The 18,389-nt window shown below is 40.9% G+C and carries 17 protein-coding genes; 2 read left to right on the top strand and 15 right to left on the bottom strand.

The window, feature by feature from the left end; all coding sequences use genetic code 11:
• Positions 1 to 26: 26 nt before the first annotated feature.
• Together SR187_RS02030 and cysK are read left to right on the top strand one after the other, a co-directional pair.
• A complete protein-coding gene (locus SR187_RS02030; RefSeq protein WP_120171354.1) occupies positions 27 to 659 on the top strand; it encodes a YigZ family protein in 633 nt (210 codons plus the stop codon).
• 92 nt (positions 660 to 751) lie between these two features.
• Positions 752 to 1,678: a cysteine synthase A gene (gene cysK / locus SR187_RS02025; RefSeq protein ID WP_024533095.1), complete on the top strand. Its 927-nt coding sequence runs from the start codon at positions 752 to 754 to the stop codon at positions 1,676 to 1,678.
• Between the two features lie 101 nt (positions 1,679 to 1,779).
• Here cysK and SR187_RS02020 read toward each other — a convergent pair whose 3' ends face one another.
• The 15 genes from SR187_RS02020 to SR187_RS01950 form a co-directional block, all read right to left on the bottom strand.
• Complete coding sequence (locus tag SR187_RS02020) at positions 1,780 to 2,628, bottom strand: IS3 family transposase (RefSeq protein ID WP_120171283.1); 849 nt, start codon at positions 2,626 to 2,628, stop codon at positions 1,780 to 1,782.
• Between the two features lie 31 nt (positions 2,629 to 2,659).
• Positions 2,660 to 2,980: a transposase gene (locus SR187_RS02015; RefSeq protein ID WP_120171353.1), complete on the bottom strand. Its 321-nt coding sequence runs from the start codon at positions 2,978 to 2,980 to the stop codon at positions 2,660 to 2,662.
• 75 nt (positions 2,981 to 3,055) lie between these two features.
• Complete coding sequence (locus SR187_RS02010) at positions 3,056 to 3,427, bottom strand: S1 RNA-binding domain-containing protein (protein ID WP_024532771.1); 372 nt, start codon at positions 3,425 to 3,427, stop codon at positions 3,056 to 3,058.
• Between the two features lies 1 nt (position 3,428).
• On the bottom strand, positions 3,429 to 4,829 hold the full coding sequence (locus tag SR187_RS02005) for a bifunctional Cof-type HAD-IIB family hydrolase/peptidylprolyl isomerase (protein ID WP_120171352.1): 1,401 nt from the start codon (positions 4,827 to 4,829) through the stop codon (positions 3,429 to 3,431).
• Positions 4,830 to 4,877: 48 nt separating this feature from the next.
• Positions 4,878 to 5,519, bottom strand: a complete 642-nt coding sequence (locus SR187_RS02000) for a response regulator transcription factor (protein WP_120171351.1) — start codon at positions 5,517 to 5,519, stop codon at positions 4,878 to 4,880.
• A complete protein-coding gene (locus SR187_RS01995) occupies positions 5,491 to 6,507 on the bottom strand; it encodes an envelope stress sensor histidine kinase LiaS (protein ID WP_120171350.1) in 1,017 nt (338 codons plus the stop codon). The genes SR187_RS02000 and SR187_RS01995 overlap by 29 nt, the downstream gene beginning before the upstream one ends.
• Positions 6,504 to 7,199, bottom strand: coding sequence for a cell wall-active antibiotics response protein LiaF (liaF, locus tag SR187_RS01990; protein ID WP_120172453.1), 696 nt, complete (start codon positions 7,197 to 7,199; stop codon positions 6,504 to 6,506). Before liaF ends, SR187_RS01995 begins: the two co-directional genes overlap by 4 nt.
• 202 nt (positions 7,200 to 7,401) lie before the next feature.
• Complete coding sequence (gene pknB, locus SR187_RS01985) at positions 7,402 to 9,405, bottom strand: Stk1 family PASTA domain-containing Ser/Thr kinase (protein ID WP_024532776.1); 2,004 nt, start codon at positions 9,403 to 9,405, stop codon at positions 7,402 to 7,404.
• Positions 9,405 to 10,142: a Stp1/IreP family PP2C-type Ser/Thr phosphatase gene (locus SR187_RS01980; RefSeq protein ID WP_120171349.1), complete on the bottom strand. Its 738-nt coding sequence runs from the start codon at positions 10,140 to 10,142 to the stop codon at positions 9,405 to 9,407. Before SR187_RS01980 ends, pknB begins: the two co-directional genes overlap by 1 nt.
• A 37-nt stretch (positions 10,143 to 10,179) precedes the next feature.
• Positions 10,180 to 11,493, bottom strand: a complete 1,314-nt coding sequence (gene rsmB, locus SR187_RS01975) for a 16S rRNA (cytosine(967)-C(5))-methyltransferase RsmB (protein WP_120171348.1) — start codon at positions 11,491 to 11,493, stop codon at positions 10,180 to 10,182.
• Entirely contained in the window at positions 11,480 to 12,418 is a 939-nt protein-coding gene (gene fmt, locus SR187_RS01970; protein WP_120171347.1) for a methionyl-tRNA formyltransferase, read from the bottom strand. The genes rsmB and fmt overlap by 14 nt, the downstream gene beginning before the upstream one ends.
• 461 nt (positions 12,419 to 12,879) lie before the next feature.
• Positions 12,880 to 15,270, bottom strand: coding sequence for a primosomal protein N' (locus SR187_RS01965; protein ID WP_120171346.1), 2,391 nt, complete (start codon positions 15,268 to 15,270; stop codon positions 12,880 to 12,882).
• Between the two features lie 144 nt (positions 15,271 to 15,414).
• Positions 15,415 to 15,729 carry a DNA-directed RNA polymerase subunit omega gene (gene rpoZ / locus SR187_RS01960; protein ID WP_024532782.1) on the bottom strand — a complete coding sequence of 105 codons (315 nt, stop codon included), beginning with the start codon at positions 15,727 to 15,729 and terminating at the stop codon, positions 15,415 to 15,417.
• 263 nt (positions 15,730 to 15,992) lie between these two features.
• Entirely contained in the window at positions 15,993 to 16,601 is a 609-nt protein-coding gene (gene gmk / locus SR187_RS01955; RefSeq protein WP_029751435.1) for a guanylate kinase, read from the bottom strand.
• 129 nt (positions 16,602 to 16,730) lie between these two features.
• Positions 16,731 to 18,344 carry a ribonuclease Y gene (locus SR187_RS01950; protein WP_024532783.1) on the bottom strand — a complete coding sequence of 538 codons (1,614 nt, stop codon included), beginning with the start codon at positions 18,342 to 18,344 and terminating at the stop codon, positions 16,731 to 16,733.
• Positions 18,345 to 18,389 lie beyond the last annotated feature (45 nt).

Below are 18,389 nucleotides of genomic sequence, written 5' to 3'. Positions count from 1 at the left end.
TTGAAAAAAATTAGTACAATCTTGGTATGAAAGAATTTAAAACGATTAAAGAAGATGGTATTATTGAGGAAGAGATAAAAAAATCTCGCTTTATCTGTTTTATGAAACGAGTGACAAACGAAGAAGAGGCTCGCAAGTTTATCAATAAGATAAAAAAAGAACACTACAAGGCTGCCCATAACTGCTCTGCCTTTATTCTTGGAGAAAACATGGAGATAAAACGCTCATCTGATGATGGTGAGCCTTCTGGAACGGCTGGGATACCTATGTTAACTGTCCTAGAAAATCATGAGCTAACCAATGTGGTGACTGTCGTTACTCGCTATTTTGGTGGAGTCAAGCTGGGGACTGGGGGACTGATTCGTGCTTATGCTGGAGCAGTTGCTAAAGCGGTAAAAGAAATCGGTATGGTACAGGTTAAGGAGCAAGAAGGACTGTTCATTTCCATGTCCTATGCTCAATACCAAGAATTTGCTAATTGGAGATCCGTACATGGCTTGGAAGAACATGAAACTCAATTCACTACTGATGTTTCTACAATGATTTTTGTTGACATGAAAGATGTTGGACAAACTGTGGCAAGTCTCACGGAATTTTACCATGGAAAAGTTTTGGTAGAACAAGCGGATTCTAGGGTTGTTGAAGTTCCTATCCATTGAAAAAAACTATCATGATGATAGTTTTTTTATATTACACTTTTTAGTTTTTCTACTATATACTATCCATGTACTAGAATGATTTGGAGGTGCCTATGGCAATTTATCAAAATATTACTCAACTAGTCGGAAAAACACCGATTATCAAATTAAATAATGTTGTTCCCAAAGATGCAGCAGAAGTCTATGTCAAGCTAGAAGCTTTCAATCCTGGCTCTTCTGTGAAAGATCGGATTGCTCTAGCTATGATTGAAGATGCTGAAAAAGCTGGAATCATCAAGCCTGGTGATACAATCGTAGAACCAACAAGCGGAAATACAGGCATTGGTTTAGCTTGGGTCGGAGCGGCAAAAGGATATAAGGTTATCATTGTTATGCCTGAAACCATGAGTATCGAGCGCCGTAAAATCATCCAGGCTTACGGTGCGGAATTGGTCTTAACTCCTGGAAGTGAAGGGATGAATGGAGCTATTGCTAAAGCTCAAGAAATTGCTGAAGAACAAAATGCTTGGGTTCCTCTTCAATTTGCCAATCCGTCCAATCCAAAAGTTCATGAAAATACAACAGGACAAGAAATTTTGGAGGACTTTGGTCCTACTGGTTTGGATGCCTTTATATCAGGTGTAGGCACTGGTGGGACTGTTAGCGGAGTATCTCATGTCCTCAAAGAGGCAAACCCCGCTATTGCTATCTACGCTGTTGAGGCCGATGAGTCCGCTGTACTTTCTGGAGAAATGCCTGGTCCTCATAAAATTCAGGGAATTTCAGCTGGTTTCATCCCTGATACCTTAGATACTCAGGCCTATGATGGTGTTATCCGTGTAAAATCAGATGATGCTTTGGCTACGGGACGTGCGATCGGTGGTCAGGAAGGGTTCCTTGTTGGTATTTCTTCTGGCGCTGCTATTCATGCAGCAATCAAGGTTGCAAAAGAATTAGGAGCCGGCAAAAAAGTCTTGGCTATCTTAGCAGACAATGGCGAGCGTTATTTATCCACTACACTATACGAATCTGACAACTAATGCTTGTTGACTGTCATTGAATATGGGAGTAATATAAACTAAAAAGAAGGGTAGGCCTCACTGTCAAGCCCCGTCTAAAATAGACAGTGTAAAAAAGAATATTAGTTAGTAAGGTATGACTCCCTGAATTCCATAGGGGTCATACCTTTTAATATTTCTTGTGGTCTATCATAGTTATACCAGTCCATGTATTCTTTAATTTGTTGGCTGAGTTCATCTCTGTTATTAGGAGGAAAGAGTCGTAAGGACTCACTCTTGAGATGGGAAAAGAAATTTTCACAAGAAGCATTGTCATAACAATTCCCTTTTCCAGAATGGGAAATCGTAACACCATACTGATCTAGTTTTCTGAGATAAAGTTGGTTGGTGTACTGAAAACCTTGATCAGAATGCAAGACACAAATGTGTGTGGCATCCCAATTTTCATTGAAGACGAGGTCTAAATTTTCAAAAACGAGCTGATTATCGTTATAATCTGAAAGAGTATATGCTAGAATAGAGTTGTCATAACAATCTTTTATGACGCTAAGGAACATCCTTCCCTGTTTGTGGTAAACATAACTGACATCCGTTGTTAGTTTCTGGAGAGGACGTTCTGCTTTAAAGTTTCGGGCAAGCACGTTGTAGTGGACGTGTCTTGCCTTTTCATTTATCTCACGCTGTGTGCAAGAATGATAGCGTTTCTTTCGAATTGGCGACTTCAAACCCAGAATACGCATATAGCGTAGGACAGTTTTAGGATGACAGAAAATATCGTATTTTCTTCTCAGTTGATAACAAATGAAACGATAACCTTTCTGAGTCTCATTAAAAACAGCTGTAATGCCCTGTGCTAGGTCAGGGTTAAACCGCTTGTGTTCAGGTTTTCCATTGCTTAACCAGAGGTAGTATGATGACCTAGGGAAACCCAAATAGGCACATAAACGGGAGATGGAATAACGTTTTTCAATTGTTCAACGACTTGATAAAGGTGGACTCTTCTCACTTTCTGAGGAGAGTCCTTAAAGTTTTTAAAATGTCATTCTCCATACGAAGAAAGGCATTCTGTTCCTCTATTGTCATTTCATCAAGATTGGTTGATTTTGGGCGACCAGTTGATTTAGCACCTCTTAAATCTTGGTGGAGCAATTGTGGATTTTCGCGATATTTTCTAGTCCATGTGAGGACTTGATTGTTTGATCTCAAGCCATACTTTTTTACAATTGAGTCCATACCACCACTTTTCCCACTAAGATAGTCCTCGACTACTTGTATTTTGAATTCAGGTGGATACTTTGTAAATTTACTTCCTTTTTTGGCCATGAGAAAAGAACCTCCTTATAAGAACAGTATACAACTTTTTTATACTGTCCATTATAAGTGGTTCTTTTCACACTCCTAATCCTTCTTTTCTTTTTGTTCTTTGAGATAATCTTTTGCTTCCTTAATCCATCTTGGTAAGTTTTTAGCCAGAGGGGAGAAACCAATCTTATTACGATCATTTGTAAAACGGTGATGGCGTGGTAGTTTGTGTTGTTCTTCTTCAAGAGTACGAATGGACAAACTAATTTTTCCAGTGTACTCGTCAAAATCAACAACCTGCACTAACACTTCTTTCCCTATTTTTAGGTGATCATAAACATTATCAACAAAGCCTGTTTTGATTTCCGAGATATGAATCAGTCCCGTCCTTCCATTTTCCAATTGTACAAAGGCACCGTAGGGCTGGATACCTGTTACCGTACCCTTGATTTTATCTCCAATCTTCATGTTAATCCTCTATTTCAATTGTTTCAATCACAACATCTTCATTCGGACGGTCAGCAGAATTGGTATCAACTGCCGCAATTGTATCCAATACAGCAAAGGAGGCTTCATCTGCTAGATGACCAAATACGGTATGACGTTGGTCTAGATGTGGAGTACCACCATTTTCAGCATAGACTGCCGCAATTTCTTTTGGCCATCCACCACGTTCTAATTCCTTTGCGTTGTAGGGGAAGTTTTGATTTTGAACAATGAAAAATTGGCTTCCATTGGTATTAGGGCCTGCATTAGCCATTGACAAAGCACCGCGGAGATTGAAGGCTTCCATTGAAAATTCATCTTCAAAAGCCGAACCATAGATAGATTCACCGCCCATACCAGTTCCAGTTGGGTCTCCACCTTGGATCATAAAATCTTTAATAATACGGTGAAAAATAATCCCGTCATAGTAACCATCTTTAGAAAGAGCAATAAAATTCGCTACCGTCTTTGGAGCAATTTCTGGAAATAGCTTTAGGGTCATTGTCCCATGATTGGTTCTAATATGAGCTACTGGTCCATCAACGTTTGCTAAGTCTAATTGTGGAAAATACTTTTCTTTTTCTGCCATACCTAATTTCTCCAAGGCATCAAAAATGCCATCTTCTTCTACTTTTTTTGTGATGTAATCTGCATGTTTTTGCAATTCTGGATGAGAATGTCCCATAGCGATGCTGATTCCAGCATAATCGAATAGCTCAATATCGTTGAGCCCATCTCCGAATACGAGAACATTTTCAGGTTTTAAACCAAGTTTTTCAACAATCTTGGCTACACCGGTTGCTTTCGAGGAGTCTTTTAAAACAATATCTGACGAAATGGCATCCCAGCGAACACTACGTAAATCTGCCTGCAATGCTTCTGGAAGTTCAACTTCTTCTCCATCCCGTTCAAATGTCAATAATTGATAGATGTCATTTTCTCTATAAAAATCCGGTGCTATTTCTAATCCTTCATAAATGAGATCAATCACTTGGTTGATCCGATCGGTTCGTGCCGAAAGAGTCCCTTTCTGACTACCAAGCATACCATACTCTATCCCAATACCTTGGGCCCAGTTTAAGACTGCTTCTACCAAGTTCTGAGGCATCGGTCGATGGTAGACTACCTTACTTTTAGCATCTTCTACGTAGGAGCCATTGATCATGACAAAATAATCGGGGTGAAGCGCCTTAATTTCAGGAACCAAACCATAAGGTGTACGCCCTGACGCAATCCCTGTCAAAATCCCCCTGTCTTTCAAAGATTTAAAAACTTGCTGAATAGAGGCAGGGATATATCCCGTATGCTTAACACGTAAGGTATCATCAATATCAAAAAAGACAATCTTAATTTTTTTAGCTTTATACTTTAGTTTTGCGTCCATATCCCCCAATAATCCTTTGTCAAAAATTAACCATTGTCCATTATACCATTATTGATCGTCTTGTGCCACCAAGCCATGTTGAAAGGCATAAACTACTGCCTGAGTCCGGTCACTAACTGCGAGTTTAGAGAGAATATTTGAAACGTGGGTTTTGACTGTTTTCAACGAGATAAAGGACTCATCTGCAATGCGTTGGTTATCATATCCCTTGGCTAGGAGTGTCAAAATTTCCCGCTCACGCACTGTCAAATCATCATGTAACTCAGGATGGTGTTTGTGGTATTCCACCTTTTTCTCTACTTCTGTTTCGATGGCAAATTCTCCCTGCGCAACTTTCCGAATGGCTGCTAAAATTTCATCTGCACTGGAAGTTTTTAGCATATAACCACGCGCTCCAGCTTCAAGGACTGGATAAATCTTTTCATTATCCAGATAAGAAGTCAAAATGAGAATCTGCGCCTGAGGCCATTCTTTTAGTAGGGCCAAGGTTGCTTCTACCCCCGTCATCTTTGGCATGACCAAATCCATCACCACAACATCCGGTTTGACCTCCAAGGCTCTATTCAAACCTTCCTCTCCATCGCTAGCTTCCGCTACAACATCAACATCGGCCTGTAAATTTAAATAGCTTTTTAAGCCTAAGCGAACCATTTCATGATCATCAACCAACATCACTCGAATCGTCTTCATCTTCTTTTCCTTTCAATAGTGGGATGCGAATATCAATTGCTACCCCCTTATTTGGTGCTGTGCGGATGCTAATGGTCCCTGCCATATCCTCAACCCTCTCTCGGATATTTTGTAGACCATAACTTAATTCTTCATCCATTTCTTGCTGGAAACCAACTCCATCGTCTGTCATTTTCAACTGTAGCTCGGTTTCTTTTTGAATCAAATATACATCTAAATGTTTGGCTTTAGCATGCCGCAAGGTATTGCTAATAATCTCCTGAGCAATGCGAAAAAGATGTTCTTCAATTAATTTTGGTAGCTCTTCCACTTCATGTTGGAAGTGAACAATAACATTGCTCTTGTCACTCACTTCACGTAAAATCAACTCAAAGCCCTCAACCAGTGTCTTTCCTTCAAGTTCACTTGGCCGAAGATGGAGGAGGAGGATACGCAAATCCCTCTGGGCAGACTCAATCATATCTTTTACCAAAATCAATTGTTCTTGTAGGGTTTCCTGTGGAAGAGCCATGAGATTGGTTGAGAGACCAGATAAAATCATACTGGTTGCAAATAATTCTTGACTGACAGTATCGTGTAAATCTCTGGCAATTCGTTTTCGCTCACCTTCAACGATTTCCTCTTTCTTAACCAAATCTTGATTGTCTACTAACTGCACTTGTCGAGTCAGATTTCTTACCTTATCAGATAATTGGAGTAGCAGTTGATCATGTTCGGTATCGGTACGAATACTTTTATTCTTCAATATAGCCTGTATCTTGGCTCTCATAACTTGAGTTGAAATTAAACTGACGGTTTGCACGACAACTGCTAAAAATAATGTCAAAACAATCACTAAGAGAATCAAAGTGAAAATCAATTGCTCTGTTGAAATCCATAATTTTATATCTAAAAGGGAATAATTCAAGAGCGGAAGAATGGAAGCAATGACAACAAAAACAATCAAGCTAGCAAACCAAGCTAAGAGTAGGTACGTCCGTTTTCTCATACGCGGATCACCTCCACATCCCCTAGGATGCTGTTGGTAACAACCTTCACCCGTTTATGTGCTTCTTGATAGTCTGCAGTATTGACTGCTATGCTTTCATTTCGCAAATCCCATTGCGAATCTCCTAGAAAATTTACCCGTCCATAAATACTGGTGGCAGACAGCGAGACTTCTACATCAATCGGAACGATAATTTTTGTCCTACCAAAGGTTTTACGAATGACAACGATATTATCTCGTCCAACTAAGACAGTTTTATCCAAATCAACAACATCATTTCCAAATAAGTGAACTATATTGATGTCTTCAAAGCCAAACCTGTCCTGCGAATGATCGTGATTCCCAAACCATCTATTTTTTTCCTTTTGGACTTGTAACGGATAATCGCTGAACACGATATGGGTGTACTGGTTTTTCTTTTCATAACGCGAGAAAAAGTTAATTAACATATAGACAACCAGCAACATAATCCCTATGATGAAGAAGGGGTTCAAAACAAAAACCAAGAATATTAAGGACAGAGAGCTAGCCAATAGAACACTATGTTGTCTCCTTCCCCCAAAATACCAGATTAGCAGTAATAAGGCTGAGAAAAGTAGCAGGGTCCGACTGGCTTCATTGGCGACCACATCAAATGCTGCCATCGTAAAAATCATGCTCTCTATTAGTAGAAAAAATTGAACCTTCCTCATGTCCTCCATCCTTTCTATAACTATTGTAACAAATTTTAGTAAAAAGGCCTCCATCCAGAGTTGGAAAAAAGCAGAGAAAAACTTCTATTTTTCAACAGTAAAAATTAGATTAGCCTATTTGCCTTGACGAACTTCTTCTCCAGATTTACAACTTGCCTGTTAGTAAAAAGGCTGGACTTGAATCGTCCAACCTCTTTTATTGCTACTGTCCATTACTCGTTCCACTAGTTGAAGTACTGGTACTAGATGGTGTCCCCGTAGAGGAGTTGCTGTTTGTTCCACTCGCAGCAACAGAAACATACAGAGTAACCGTTCCATCAATAACTGCTCCAGCAGCCGGATATTGTCCAATTACAATATCACTGGTGGTTGAGTAATAGCTTCTATCTTCTTGCCTTTCAATATTTTCTATGTTAACACCCAGAGCCTGTAATTGTCTACGAGCTTGTGAATAGGTGTAATTCCCAGAGACCAAGTCAGGCATGATTAGCTCTTTTCCTTTAGAAACTACGATATTGACCGGTGAACCTTTGGTTAATTCCGTATTCGCAACAGGATCTGTACTGATGACATGTCCCGCTTCAATTGAAGGATGATGCTCCTTGGTAATCGTTCCAATAGAAAAACCTGCTGTCTGAAGAATCTGGGTGGCATTTTCTTGCGTTTTTCCAACGACATCAGGCACTAGTTGGGGTGCTACACCTTTGGAAACAGAAAGAACAACCTTGCCTCCTTGTTCAGCAGAACTATTCGCTTCAGGACTTGTCTTTATTACTAATCCTTGAGCAACCTTATCACTATACTCCTCTTTGACACTCACTTGGAAACCTAAAGCTTCCAATTCTTGACGAGCAAGGTCCGCTGATTTATTACTAACATCCGGAATAGTGACCAAGGCAGCTATCGCTACCACAATATCCACTTTGCTCCCTTGACGTTTGGTGGTTTTTGCTGCTGGTGATGTCCGTATAACTAAACCTTCACCCACTTCTTTGGTCGTTTCCTTGATGACATTTCCGACTTCTAATCCTGCCACTTCAATCATCTCAGTGGCTTTTTCAACCGTTTGGCCTGCTACATCTGGGACTATAACTGTTTTAGGTGTATTGAAAAACATCAACCCTGCTGCCAATGCAGTCAAAAGAATAGCTCCTATTAGAACCTTATAACGTGTGCGCATACCTGGTCTAGGCTTAGAAGCAGACTTGGTTGGCTTTTTAATCCCCTCTTTCTTTCCAACAGATTTATCTGTCGCTACATTTTGAACAGAATCATTCGCCATAGGAGACTTAGTATCTACATTTGCCTGAGAAAGTTTAGGCAAGGTCTTTGTGTCAACCTTATTGCCCTCCAACTCAACCCGCGGTTCATTGCGACGTTCCACAGACAAGGCTGAAGCTAAGTCTGCATACATTTCCGCAACAGATTTATAGCGTTCATTCAACTTTTTAGCAGTTGCCTTCAGAACTACATTTTCTAATGCTTGTGGCACATTCGCATTTTCTTCTCTAACAGATGGTAATGGCTTTTGAAAATGTTGCAATGCAATCGTAACAGCACTATCTCCATCGTAAGGAATTCGACCAGTCAACATTTCAAAGAGAATAATCCCCATAGCGTAAATATCGCTTTGAATGGTCGCTTTTGAACCACGTGCCTGTTCTGGCGAAAGGTAGTGAACAGATCCTAACATAGAATTTGTCTGTGTCAGGCTTGTTTCTGCAAAAGCTACTGCGATACCAAAGTCCGTTACCTTAGCCACACCGTTTGATGTCAAAAGAACATTTTGAGGTTTCAAATCCCTGTGAACAATTCCCCGTGTATGAGCTATCCGCATAGCAAGAAGAATTTGTCCTACGATTCGTACTGCCACATCATTTGATAGTGGTGCATTTTCCTTGATATAGCGTTTTAAATCGAGACCGTTGACGTACTCCATTGCAAGGTATTGCTGACCATCTTCTTCACCAATATCTGAAATACGAACAATATTGGGATGGTCAAGCTCCGCCATGGCACGCGCCTCACGCTGGAAGCGCTGGATAGCAATTTGATCCGTCTGATAGTTAGTGCGAAGTACCTTAACCGCCACTTCTTCACCATCCAAAATCAAATCTCTAGCCAGATAAACATCCGCCATACCGCCTCGACCAATTTGCCGGACAATCCGATAGCGCCCAGCAAAGATCTTACCGATTTGAATCATTACCTAGCCTCCTCTGTAATATGAAGCAGACCTACTGTAATATTATCCAAACCTCCTGCATTATTAGCGAAACGTACGAGAGTTTCTGCCTTGCTTTCAAGAGAAACTTCACTCAATATAATGTCACGAATATCTTCTATGGATACCATATTGGTTAGACCATCACTGTTAATCAAGACATAGTCGCCAACCTCAAGAGTTTTCAAAGCAATGTCTGGTTCAATCGGTTCAGCTTGTCCAATAGATTGTGTCACAAAGTTTTTTTGGGGATGGCGTTGAGCTTCTTCTTCTGTAAGCTGACCAGCTCGAACCAAGGCTCCGACCAATGAGTGATCGTTGGTCAAACATGTATATTCCCCATCGCGAATCAAACCAACTCGTGAATCTCCAATATGAGCATAAATCATTTGATTATCAATGACAACAACTGCCTCAAGCGTTGTTCCCATCCCTTTGTATTCATCTGTTAGTCCTAAAGAATGAATTTTTTGATTTTCCTCATCAATGATGGTAATCAACCACTCACGAACATCACTCAAGGTAACCAACTGTGTATCAACCCAGGCTGCCCCCATATCTGTAGCGGCCATTTCACTGGCAATATGACCTGCACGGTGGCCACCTAATCCATCTGCCAACACCACTAAATCAATTCCCGCTCGGTTTTTATAACGACTGATGTAATCTTGGTTGTTTGAACGTTTTTGCCCAACGTCAGTAAGTAATGCAATTTCCATAATTTTTATCGTTGCTAAGCAACTTCCTCCTCTTATTCTAGGATTTTCGTCTAAATTGACCGATGAAAAATCCATCTGTCTCATATAACTCTGGTGTAATCAATAAGCAGCCATCCACCATAATATTTGCTTGTGGATGCTCAAGTATCACTTGCTCAAAATTCGGATGGGCTCGTAAAAACTCTTGAACGACCTCTTGATTTTCCTTTGCAATGATTGTACAGGTACTATAGGTTATTATACCACCTATTTTCAGGCTTTGGCAAACGCTATCCAGTATTTGAAGCTGAATCTGTTTTAAAGAATCAAAATCTATTGCTGCCTTGTTATAGCGAATATCTGGTTTACGACGTATCAAACCGATACCTGAACATGGAGCATCAACCAAGATTTTATCAAAAGTATCAGCAGCAAACACTTCATGAACTCGGCTAGCATCCAAACGCTTGGTTTCAATCTTATTTGCCACTCCCAAACGATGGGCATTTTCTTCAATCAAGGAAAGTTTATGGTCATACAAATCTAATGCAACGACTTTGCCACTAGTCAACTGTGATGCGATATGGCAAGTCTTACCTCCAGGAGCTGCACAAGCATCCAAAATAATCTCAGTCCCTTCAACTTTTAAGGTTGGCGCTACCAATTGGCTGGTCTCATCTTGAATTGTCAAAAGCCCAGTTTTAAAGTAATCAGTACCAGCAAAGTGACCATGTGATTTCACCAGACCAACCGGAGAAAGGAGTGAAAGGGTCGCTTCCAATTTCGCTGCCAAGGTTTCTAATTGTTCGGGAGCGGTCACACGAACGCTAGCTTTATTGCGAACCTGCAAACTTTGGAAAATGTGTTCGGCTCGCTCAACACCATATTCTGTTATCAAGGTTTGAACCAACCAAACCGGAAGGGAATACTGAACGGATAAACGTTTGTTCTTTCGCTTAATAGTCGCTGGTTTTGGCAGAGCTGTTTGACTGATTTTGCGCAAGATTGCATTGACATACTTATCTGTCCCTCTGCCTCTTTTAGCAATCGTAACAGCCTCATTCACCACAGCATGGACAGGTAATTTATCCAAATAAACCATCTGATAAAGGCTAAGCATAAGGAGATAGTAGACCCAAGAGTCTAACTTCTCTCTATCTTCAATAAAATGAGCCAGGTACCATTCCAGAGTAATCTTATGTGATACCGTTCCATAGACCAACTCTGTAACGAGTGCCTTGTCTGGTACTGACAGATGGCAGCCTTCCAAAACTTTATGAAGGGCGATATTGGAATAAGCTCCCTGATCAAATACCTGTTCGAGCACTGATAAGGCTAACTTTCTAGCAGTTTCTTGCTTACTTGTCACCAAATTGATCTCCTACTACAATATCTCGCCCAGCTCCATTTAAAAAATCCGCTATTGTCATCTTTGGCTTGCCTGCTGGCTGAACGGTCTTCAAGGAAATCGCTCCTTGACCTGCTGCAACTATAAGTTCTTTCTTAGTCCGAGCAATTACATGACCAACCGGTCCTGAACCCTCTACTGCGATAGCTTCTTGAATTTTAAAACGCTCTCCCTGCCAATAAGTATGAGCCACAGGCCAAGGGTACATGCCACGAATGTGATTGAAGAGTTGACGAGCAGTCTTATTCCAATCAAGGATTTCTTCTTCTGGTTGAATATTAGGTGAGAAGGTTACTTCTTCTGGATTTTGAGCGACTGGCTGAATGTTACCAGCAATATAATCCGGTAAAGTTTTCAACAATAAATCACGACCAACAACGGCTAATTTTTCAAATAGGCTACCAACATTGTCGGTTTCTTCAACGGCAATGCTGTCGCTTGAAATCATATCCCCAGCATCCATCTCCTTCACCATTTCCATAATCGTCACACCAGCACGTTCATCACCATTGATGAGGGCGTAATGAATCGGAGCACCGCCGCGGTATTTGGGAAGAAGGGAAGCATGGACATTAACTGCAAAGTCGACAGAAGCCAACAATTTGGTCGGTAAGAATTGACCGAAAGCAGCAGTTACAATACCATCTGCTCCTAAATCCATCAAATCAGCCATCTCTTGGCTACCAGATAATTTTTCTGGCTGATAGACTGGGAGATTGTAGGCCAAAGCGACTTCCTTCACTGGTGTCATTTGAATAAGCTTTTTGCGCCCAACCGCACGATCTGGCTGAGTCACAACCGCTAGAATTTCATATCTTTCATCAGACAACATACCTTTTAAAACTGTCGCTGAAAAATCTGGTGTCCCCATAAAAATCAACTTTGTCATACTTGCTTTCTCATCTCCTTTACATTCCACGGTTATTTCTGACTACATTATCTTTTAATTATATCATTTTTACTTATGTTTGCCTTAATTCAAGGTTGCTTACTTACACATCCCGATGAAAATCAAAAAATAGAAAAATAAAGATCGAATTAGGCAAGCACAGCTTGGTACAGAATTGCGAACTATCATTTTATATCTATTCGGTTTATCTTTTATTATTCCAGTAAATCTCCTCCTACCACCATGAGATAACTGTAAAGGTACTTCCTCACATCCACCTTCAAGAATTAAATCGACTAACCTCGCCTTATCAGATAAGTTTAAGTTAGAAGAAATATTGCCCTTGCTAGCAACTTTTGACACAATTTCCATCTTACTTTTCAACTCCCAATAAGCTCTTTCGGGTTACCAATTATTAGAATTGTAGTCAATCTAATAAAAAATGCAAGGTCATAGAGACCTCACATCATGTTCTGCGGTTCATGATCAATAATTAGTCGCAAAGCCTGATTATCCCGATCCTGTGCCCAATCCAGAATCTGGTTGAGAACAACTTCCAAATGTTCTTCCCTACGGTACTTGAGGATAATCTGATAGTGATAGAGATTATGGGTTCTGGCGATTGGTTTTGGAGTTGGTCCCAAAATCTGGATAGCTTCCGTCAACTGCTCTTTGAGAAAGGCTACTGCTTCATAAGCTTTTTTCACCACAAATTCCTCGGACTTGTGTGAAAAAGTCAAGCCAACAGTAAAATAATAAGGTGGATAGCCAAGATTTTTTCTGATTCCCATTTCATATCGATAAAAACCTTCATAATCTTGCTGTTGAGCAAACACAATGGCATAGTGGTTGGGATTATAGGTCTGGATCAGAACCTCCCCTTTCTTATCTGCGCGCCCTGCTCGTCCTGCTACTTGGGTCAATAACTGGAAAGTACGTTCCGAAGAGCGAAAATCTGGCAGATTGAGGGCCGTATCAGCATTTAGAACCCCTACCAAAGTTACATTTGGAAAGTCTAGCCCTTTGGCAATCATTTGGGTTCCTAGTAGAATATCTGCTTCTCCTCGTCCAAACCGATCTAGCAAATCCTCATGAGCACCTTTTTTCTTCGTTGTATCTACATCCATCCTCAAAATCCGCGCTTGAGGCAAAAGCTCCTGCAATTCATCGTATGCCTTTTGCGTTCCCGTTCCATAATAACGGATAGATGAACTTTGACAATTTGGACAGACTTGGGGAATTCCTTTTTGAAAACCACAGTAATGGCAGTTCATCGTTCGTGTATCCATATGCAGAGTAAGAGAAATATCACAATTCGGGCATTGATCAACACTGCCACAATCTCGGCACATCACAAAGGAGGAGTATCCCCTCCGATTCAACATGAGAACGACTTGCTCATTTCGCGCCAATCTTTCCTTTATCTTGTCAATCATAATCGGGGTAAAATTGCTGGCTTCCTGCTGACCGATATAATCACGAAAATCCACAACCTGAACTTCAGGTATGGTCGCTAAGGGATTAGCTCTCCGATTAAGGGTTAATCTACCATACACTCCACGACTTGCTCTAGCCCGTGATTCAAGACTTGGAGTAGCCGATCCTAAAACAAGAGTTGCTTGATTATAGTCCGCTCGCAATCTTGCCACATCTCTCGCGTGATAGCGAGGATTGCTATCTTGTTTATAAGTCACCTCATGCTCTTCGTCAATGATGATAACCCCCAGATTGGTTAAGGGAGCAAAAATAGCCGATCTCGCTCCAACAACAACCTGAGCATCTCCTCTTTCAATCTTTCGCCACTCATCATATTTCTCACCATCCGATAAGCCGGAGTGGAGAATAGCTACCTGTTGACCAAAACGAGAAATAAAGCGATTGGTCACCTGAGGTGTCAAAGAAATCTCAGGAACCAACATGATCGCTGTTTTTCCCATCTGCAACACCTTATCGATCACTTGTAAATACACTTCCGTTTTCCCAGAACCCGTAACCCCCTGTAAGAGATAGGTCTGGCTTTCTTGACCAAGCGAAGAGACAATCTCTCTTACTGCAATTGCCTGCTCTGCATTTAACATTAAAGCCTGCGTTTTCTCTACCCTATCAAACACTCCTTGAGTTCGAGAAACTTCCACCTCCCAAACTTCTAGGTAGCCATTTTCTTGAAAATAGCGAAGCGTGTCTGCTGAATAATCTGCTTTTAAGCTTGAGAGAGGCTGCTGTTCGGGGTTGGCTAATAAAAACTCCTTCAACTGCTGGCGTTTCTTGGCTCGGTTACCAATCTCTGCAGCTGTTAGTTTTTCCAAGCAAACACGGTACCATTTTTCAGTCTTGATTTGCTTTTTATCTTTAGCAACATAATCAACTAACACCTTTCCAGACTGAGCCAAACGCATGATTTTCCCCTGCTCTCCCAAGTCTAAATCAGAAAATCGAATCTGGGTGCTTCCCCTGAAGAGTTTGTTTAGCTCTGCTGTTTCCAATCCTGGTCCCGGACGAAGCAATTTTTCATAAGTGGAATTGAGCAGGCTAGGTAACATGGATTTTAAAAGAGTAACCTTATAGGAAAAAACCGATTTCCTCATCTGGTCAGCCAGCCAAAATTGTTCACGATTAAGGACAGGGCTATAATCTAAAACCTCTGCAATGGCCTTCAAGCCTGCCTGAGGTGGTTGAGTATCTCCCTCTGTTAAATCAACCACAATCCCTTGGATCAAACGATTTCCCCTTCCAAAGGGGACATGGACACGAACACCAACTAGGATGCCATTTTCTAATTCTTTAGGAACAAGATAGGAATAGGCTTGATCTGTCTGCATCAAGGGGACATCTACGATGACCTGAGCTAACATACGACCTCCTTTCAATCCTCCTATACTCTTTGTAACATTCAAAATGATATGTGTTCTCATTTACAATAGTATCGGATTTTTTATTTCTATTACATACCAAAAAGTGAAAAGAAACCCGGATGGTAGGCCAACCGAGTTTTAATCTTAAATTTTTTCACCTTCTTCTTTTTCCTTAGCGATTTGCGCCTTAATTTTACGCTCTTCTTCTTCTGCCAAGCGCTTTGCTTCTTCTGCACGGCGACGTACAGCTTCACGCTTAGCCTCTGGATCTGGGTGGATAACCACATTGCCAGACTCAATCTCTTCTAGGGCTCGAAGGGTTGACTTTACAGAGGTAAATTCCTGAGTAGGATTCGCTCCTGCTTCCAATTCGTGGGCACGTTTTGCCTCAAGAATAACCAAGGAGTACTTGGATGGTACCCTGTCCAACAAAGTATCAATAGATGGTTTTAACATCATGTGAGTTTCTCTCTTCTTTCTTTTTATCGTTCTATATATCTGTTCAAGAATTATCACTCTTAACCAGATTAGCTAAATTTGTTATAATGGCTTCGTTTGAAAAGGTAGTACCTACTCAGATTGACTTGCCAATCTAAGTAAGATTTTTTTATTTTATCCGTTGGTTGTTCAAAGACCAATGGATATTTTTATTTTACATATTGCCACTTTTCACGACAGTTATAGGTAGCAATAGCAACTTGTGCAACTGCAACAATTATTAGTTAACTAATAATTTCATTATATCTACCAATTACTCGATCTACGCGAAAGTGTTCGGCTTCAATAATCCGTTTGACACGCTCAGCGGCTAATGGTACTTCATCATTGACCACTGCGTAATCATATTCACGCATCAAGGCTATTTCCTCCTTAGCACGTTCAATCCGCTGGCAAATCACTTCTTCACTGTCCGTTCCGCGTCCCACTAGACGCTCCTGCAACTCCTCTAAGTCTGGTGGCGTTAAGAAAATAAAAACTCCGTCCGGAACTTTTTTCTTAACTTGAAGAGCACCTTGTACTTCAATTTCCAAGAAAACATCAATCCCTTTATCTAGCGTTTCATTTACGTAGGTTAAGGGTGTGCCATAATAGTTCCCAACATACTCAGCGTATTCCAACATCTGGCCTTGGCGAATCAAATCCTCAAACTCTTCACGACTACGGAAAAAATAATCTACTCCATCAACTTCTCCCGGTCTCTGTGGACGTGTAGTCATGGATACAGAATATTCAAATTTATTATCAGAGCTTTCAAAAATTTCCTTTCGAACAGTTCCTTTCCCAACTCCCGACGGTCCGGAAAAGACGATAAGTAAGCCTCGCTCTTGCATGATATCTCCTTTAAAATCTTTCATCCTAGTGTACCAAAATTTAGCACGAATTTCAACTGATTTTGGATATGGTGCGAATATTTTCTATCATAGGTTAATCGAAAAAAGAGCCCTCTGGACTCCTTTGCTTTATTTGGCAACGTCTGTTGCTCTTGTTTCACGAATAACTGTGATTTTGATATTTCCTGGATAATCTAAATTGCTTTCGATTTTTTCACGTACATCGTGGGCTAAGATGGTGATTTGATCATCGCTAATCTTATTTGGATGAACGATAATACGAATTTCACGACCAGCTTGGATTGCATAGGATTGCTTAATCCCCTCAAAACTATTAGCTATTTCTTCTAAGTCTTGTAGGCGTTTGATGTATGCTTCCATAGACTCACGACGAGATCCCGGACGAGCTGCACTTAGGGCATCCGCTGCTGCTACGATTACTGCGATCGTACTTGTTGCTTCTACATCACCGTGATGACTTGCAATAGCATTGATAACAACTGGATTTTCCTTATACTTCTTAGCTAATTCTGTTCCAATCTCAACGTGGCTTCCATCCACTTCTCGGTCAAGTGCCTTACCAACATCGTGTAAGAAACCGGCACGACGAGCCAAGTTGACATTTTCACCCAACTCTGCCGCTAAAATACCTGCCAATTTAGCAACTTCAATAGAGTGACGCAGAACGTTTTGTCCATAAGAGGTACGGAAATGTAGCCGTCCCATAATCTTGATTAAATCTGGGTGAAGATTTGGGGCACCGACCTCATAAGCTGCTGCCTCTCCGTACTCACGAATACGACTATCCATCTCCACACGATGTTTCTCAACCAACTCTTCGATACGAGCGGGGTGAATCCGACCGTCCTGAAGAAGGGTCTCCATAGTCACTCGAGCAATCTCACGACGAATCGGATCAAAACCGGAAAGTACGACCACTTCTGGTGTGTCATCAATGATAACATCAATACCAGTCAAACTCTCAAAAGTTCTAATATTACGCCCTTCACGTCCAATGATTCGTCCCTTCATGGCATCATCTGGTAAATGAACAGAGGTAACTGTCTGCTCTGCTACATATTCACCTGAAATCCGTTGCATAGCTTGAGCTAGTAAATCTTTAGCCATCTTATCAGATCGCTCTTTGACTTCTCGCTCAGCTTCCTTGATACGGGTTGCAATTTCGTGTGTTAGCTTATCTCGTGTATCTGCCAAGATGATTTCTTTGGCCTCTTCCTGGCTAAGGGCTGCAACACGTTCTAATTCTTGAGCTTTTTGCTCTTCTAACTTAGCAACTTCCTGCTCACGCTCATCAATGTGTTTAGATTTGTCGGATAGACTTTGTTCCTTTTGTTCTAAAGTCTTTTCCTTGTTGGTCAAATTATCGTCCTTGCGATCCAAATTAGTGGCACGCTCTGTCAAGCGTGATTCAATTTGTTTCAACTCTTGACGTTCTGACTTAAATTCTTCTGCAATTTCTTCTCGGTATTTACGAGCTTCTTCTTTAGCTTCCAAGAGTAATTCTTTTTTCAAAGTCTGGCGGTCACGCTCGGCTGTCTTTAAAATAACCTCAGCTTGTTCCTCCGCTCGACCACGAACATTACTAGCTTCTTGTTCTGCATTTAAAAGGGTCAATTCTGCAGTTTCTTTTGCAGACTTCATCTTCAAAGAAATGGCAAAGTAACCTAATACTAAACCAGCGAGAGCAGAAACAAGGGTCACTACTGCTGTAATGATATTCATATTTCTACCTCTTTTTCATCATTCGATTTTTCACAAAATCTATAT

It is taken from the genome of Streptococcus ruminantium (genome assembly GCF_003609975.1).
Taxonomy (GTDB): domain Bacteria; phylum Bacillota; class Bacilli; order Lactobacillales; family Streptococcaceae; genus Streptococcus; species Streptococcus ruminantium.
Note: the sequence above shows the minus strand (reverse complement) of the source record. Positions and strands in the feature narration are given on the sequence as shown.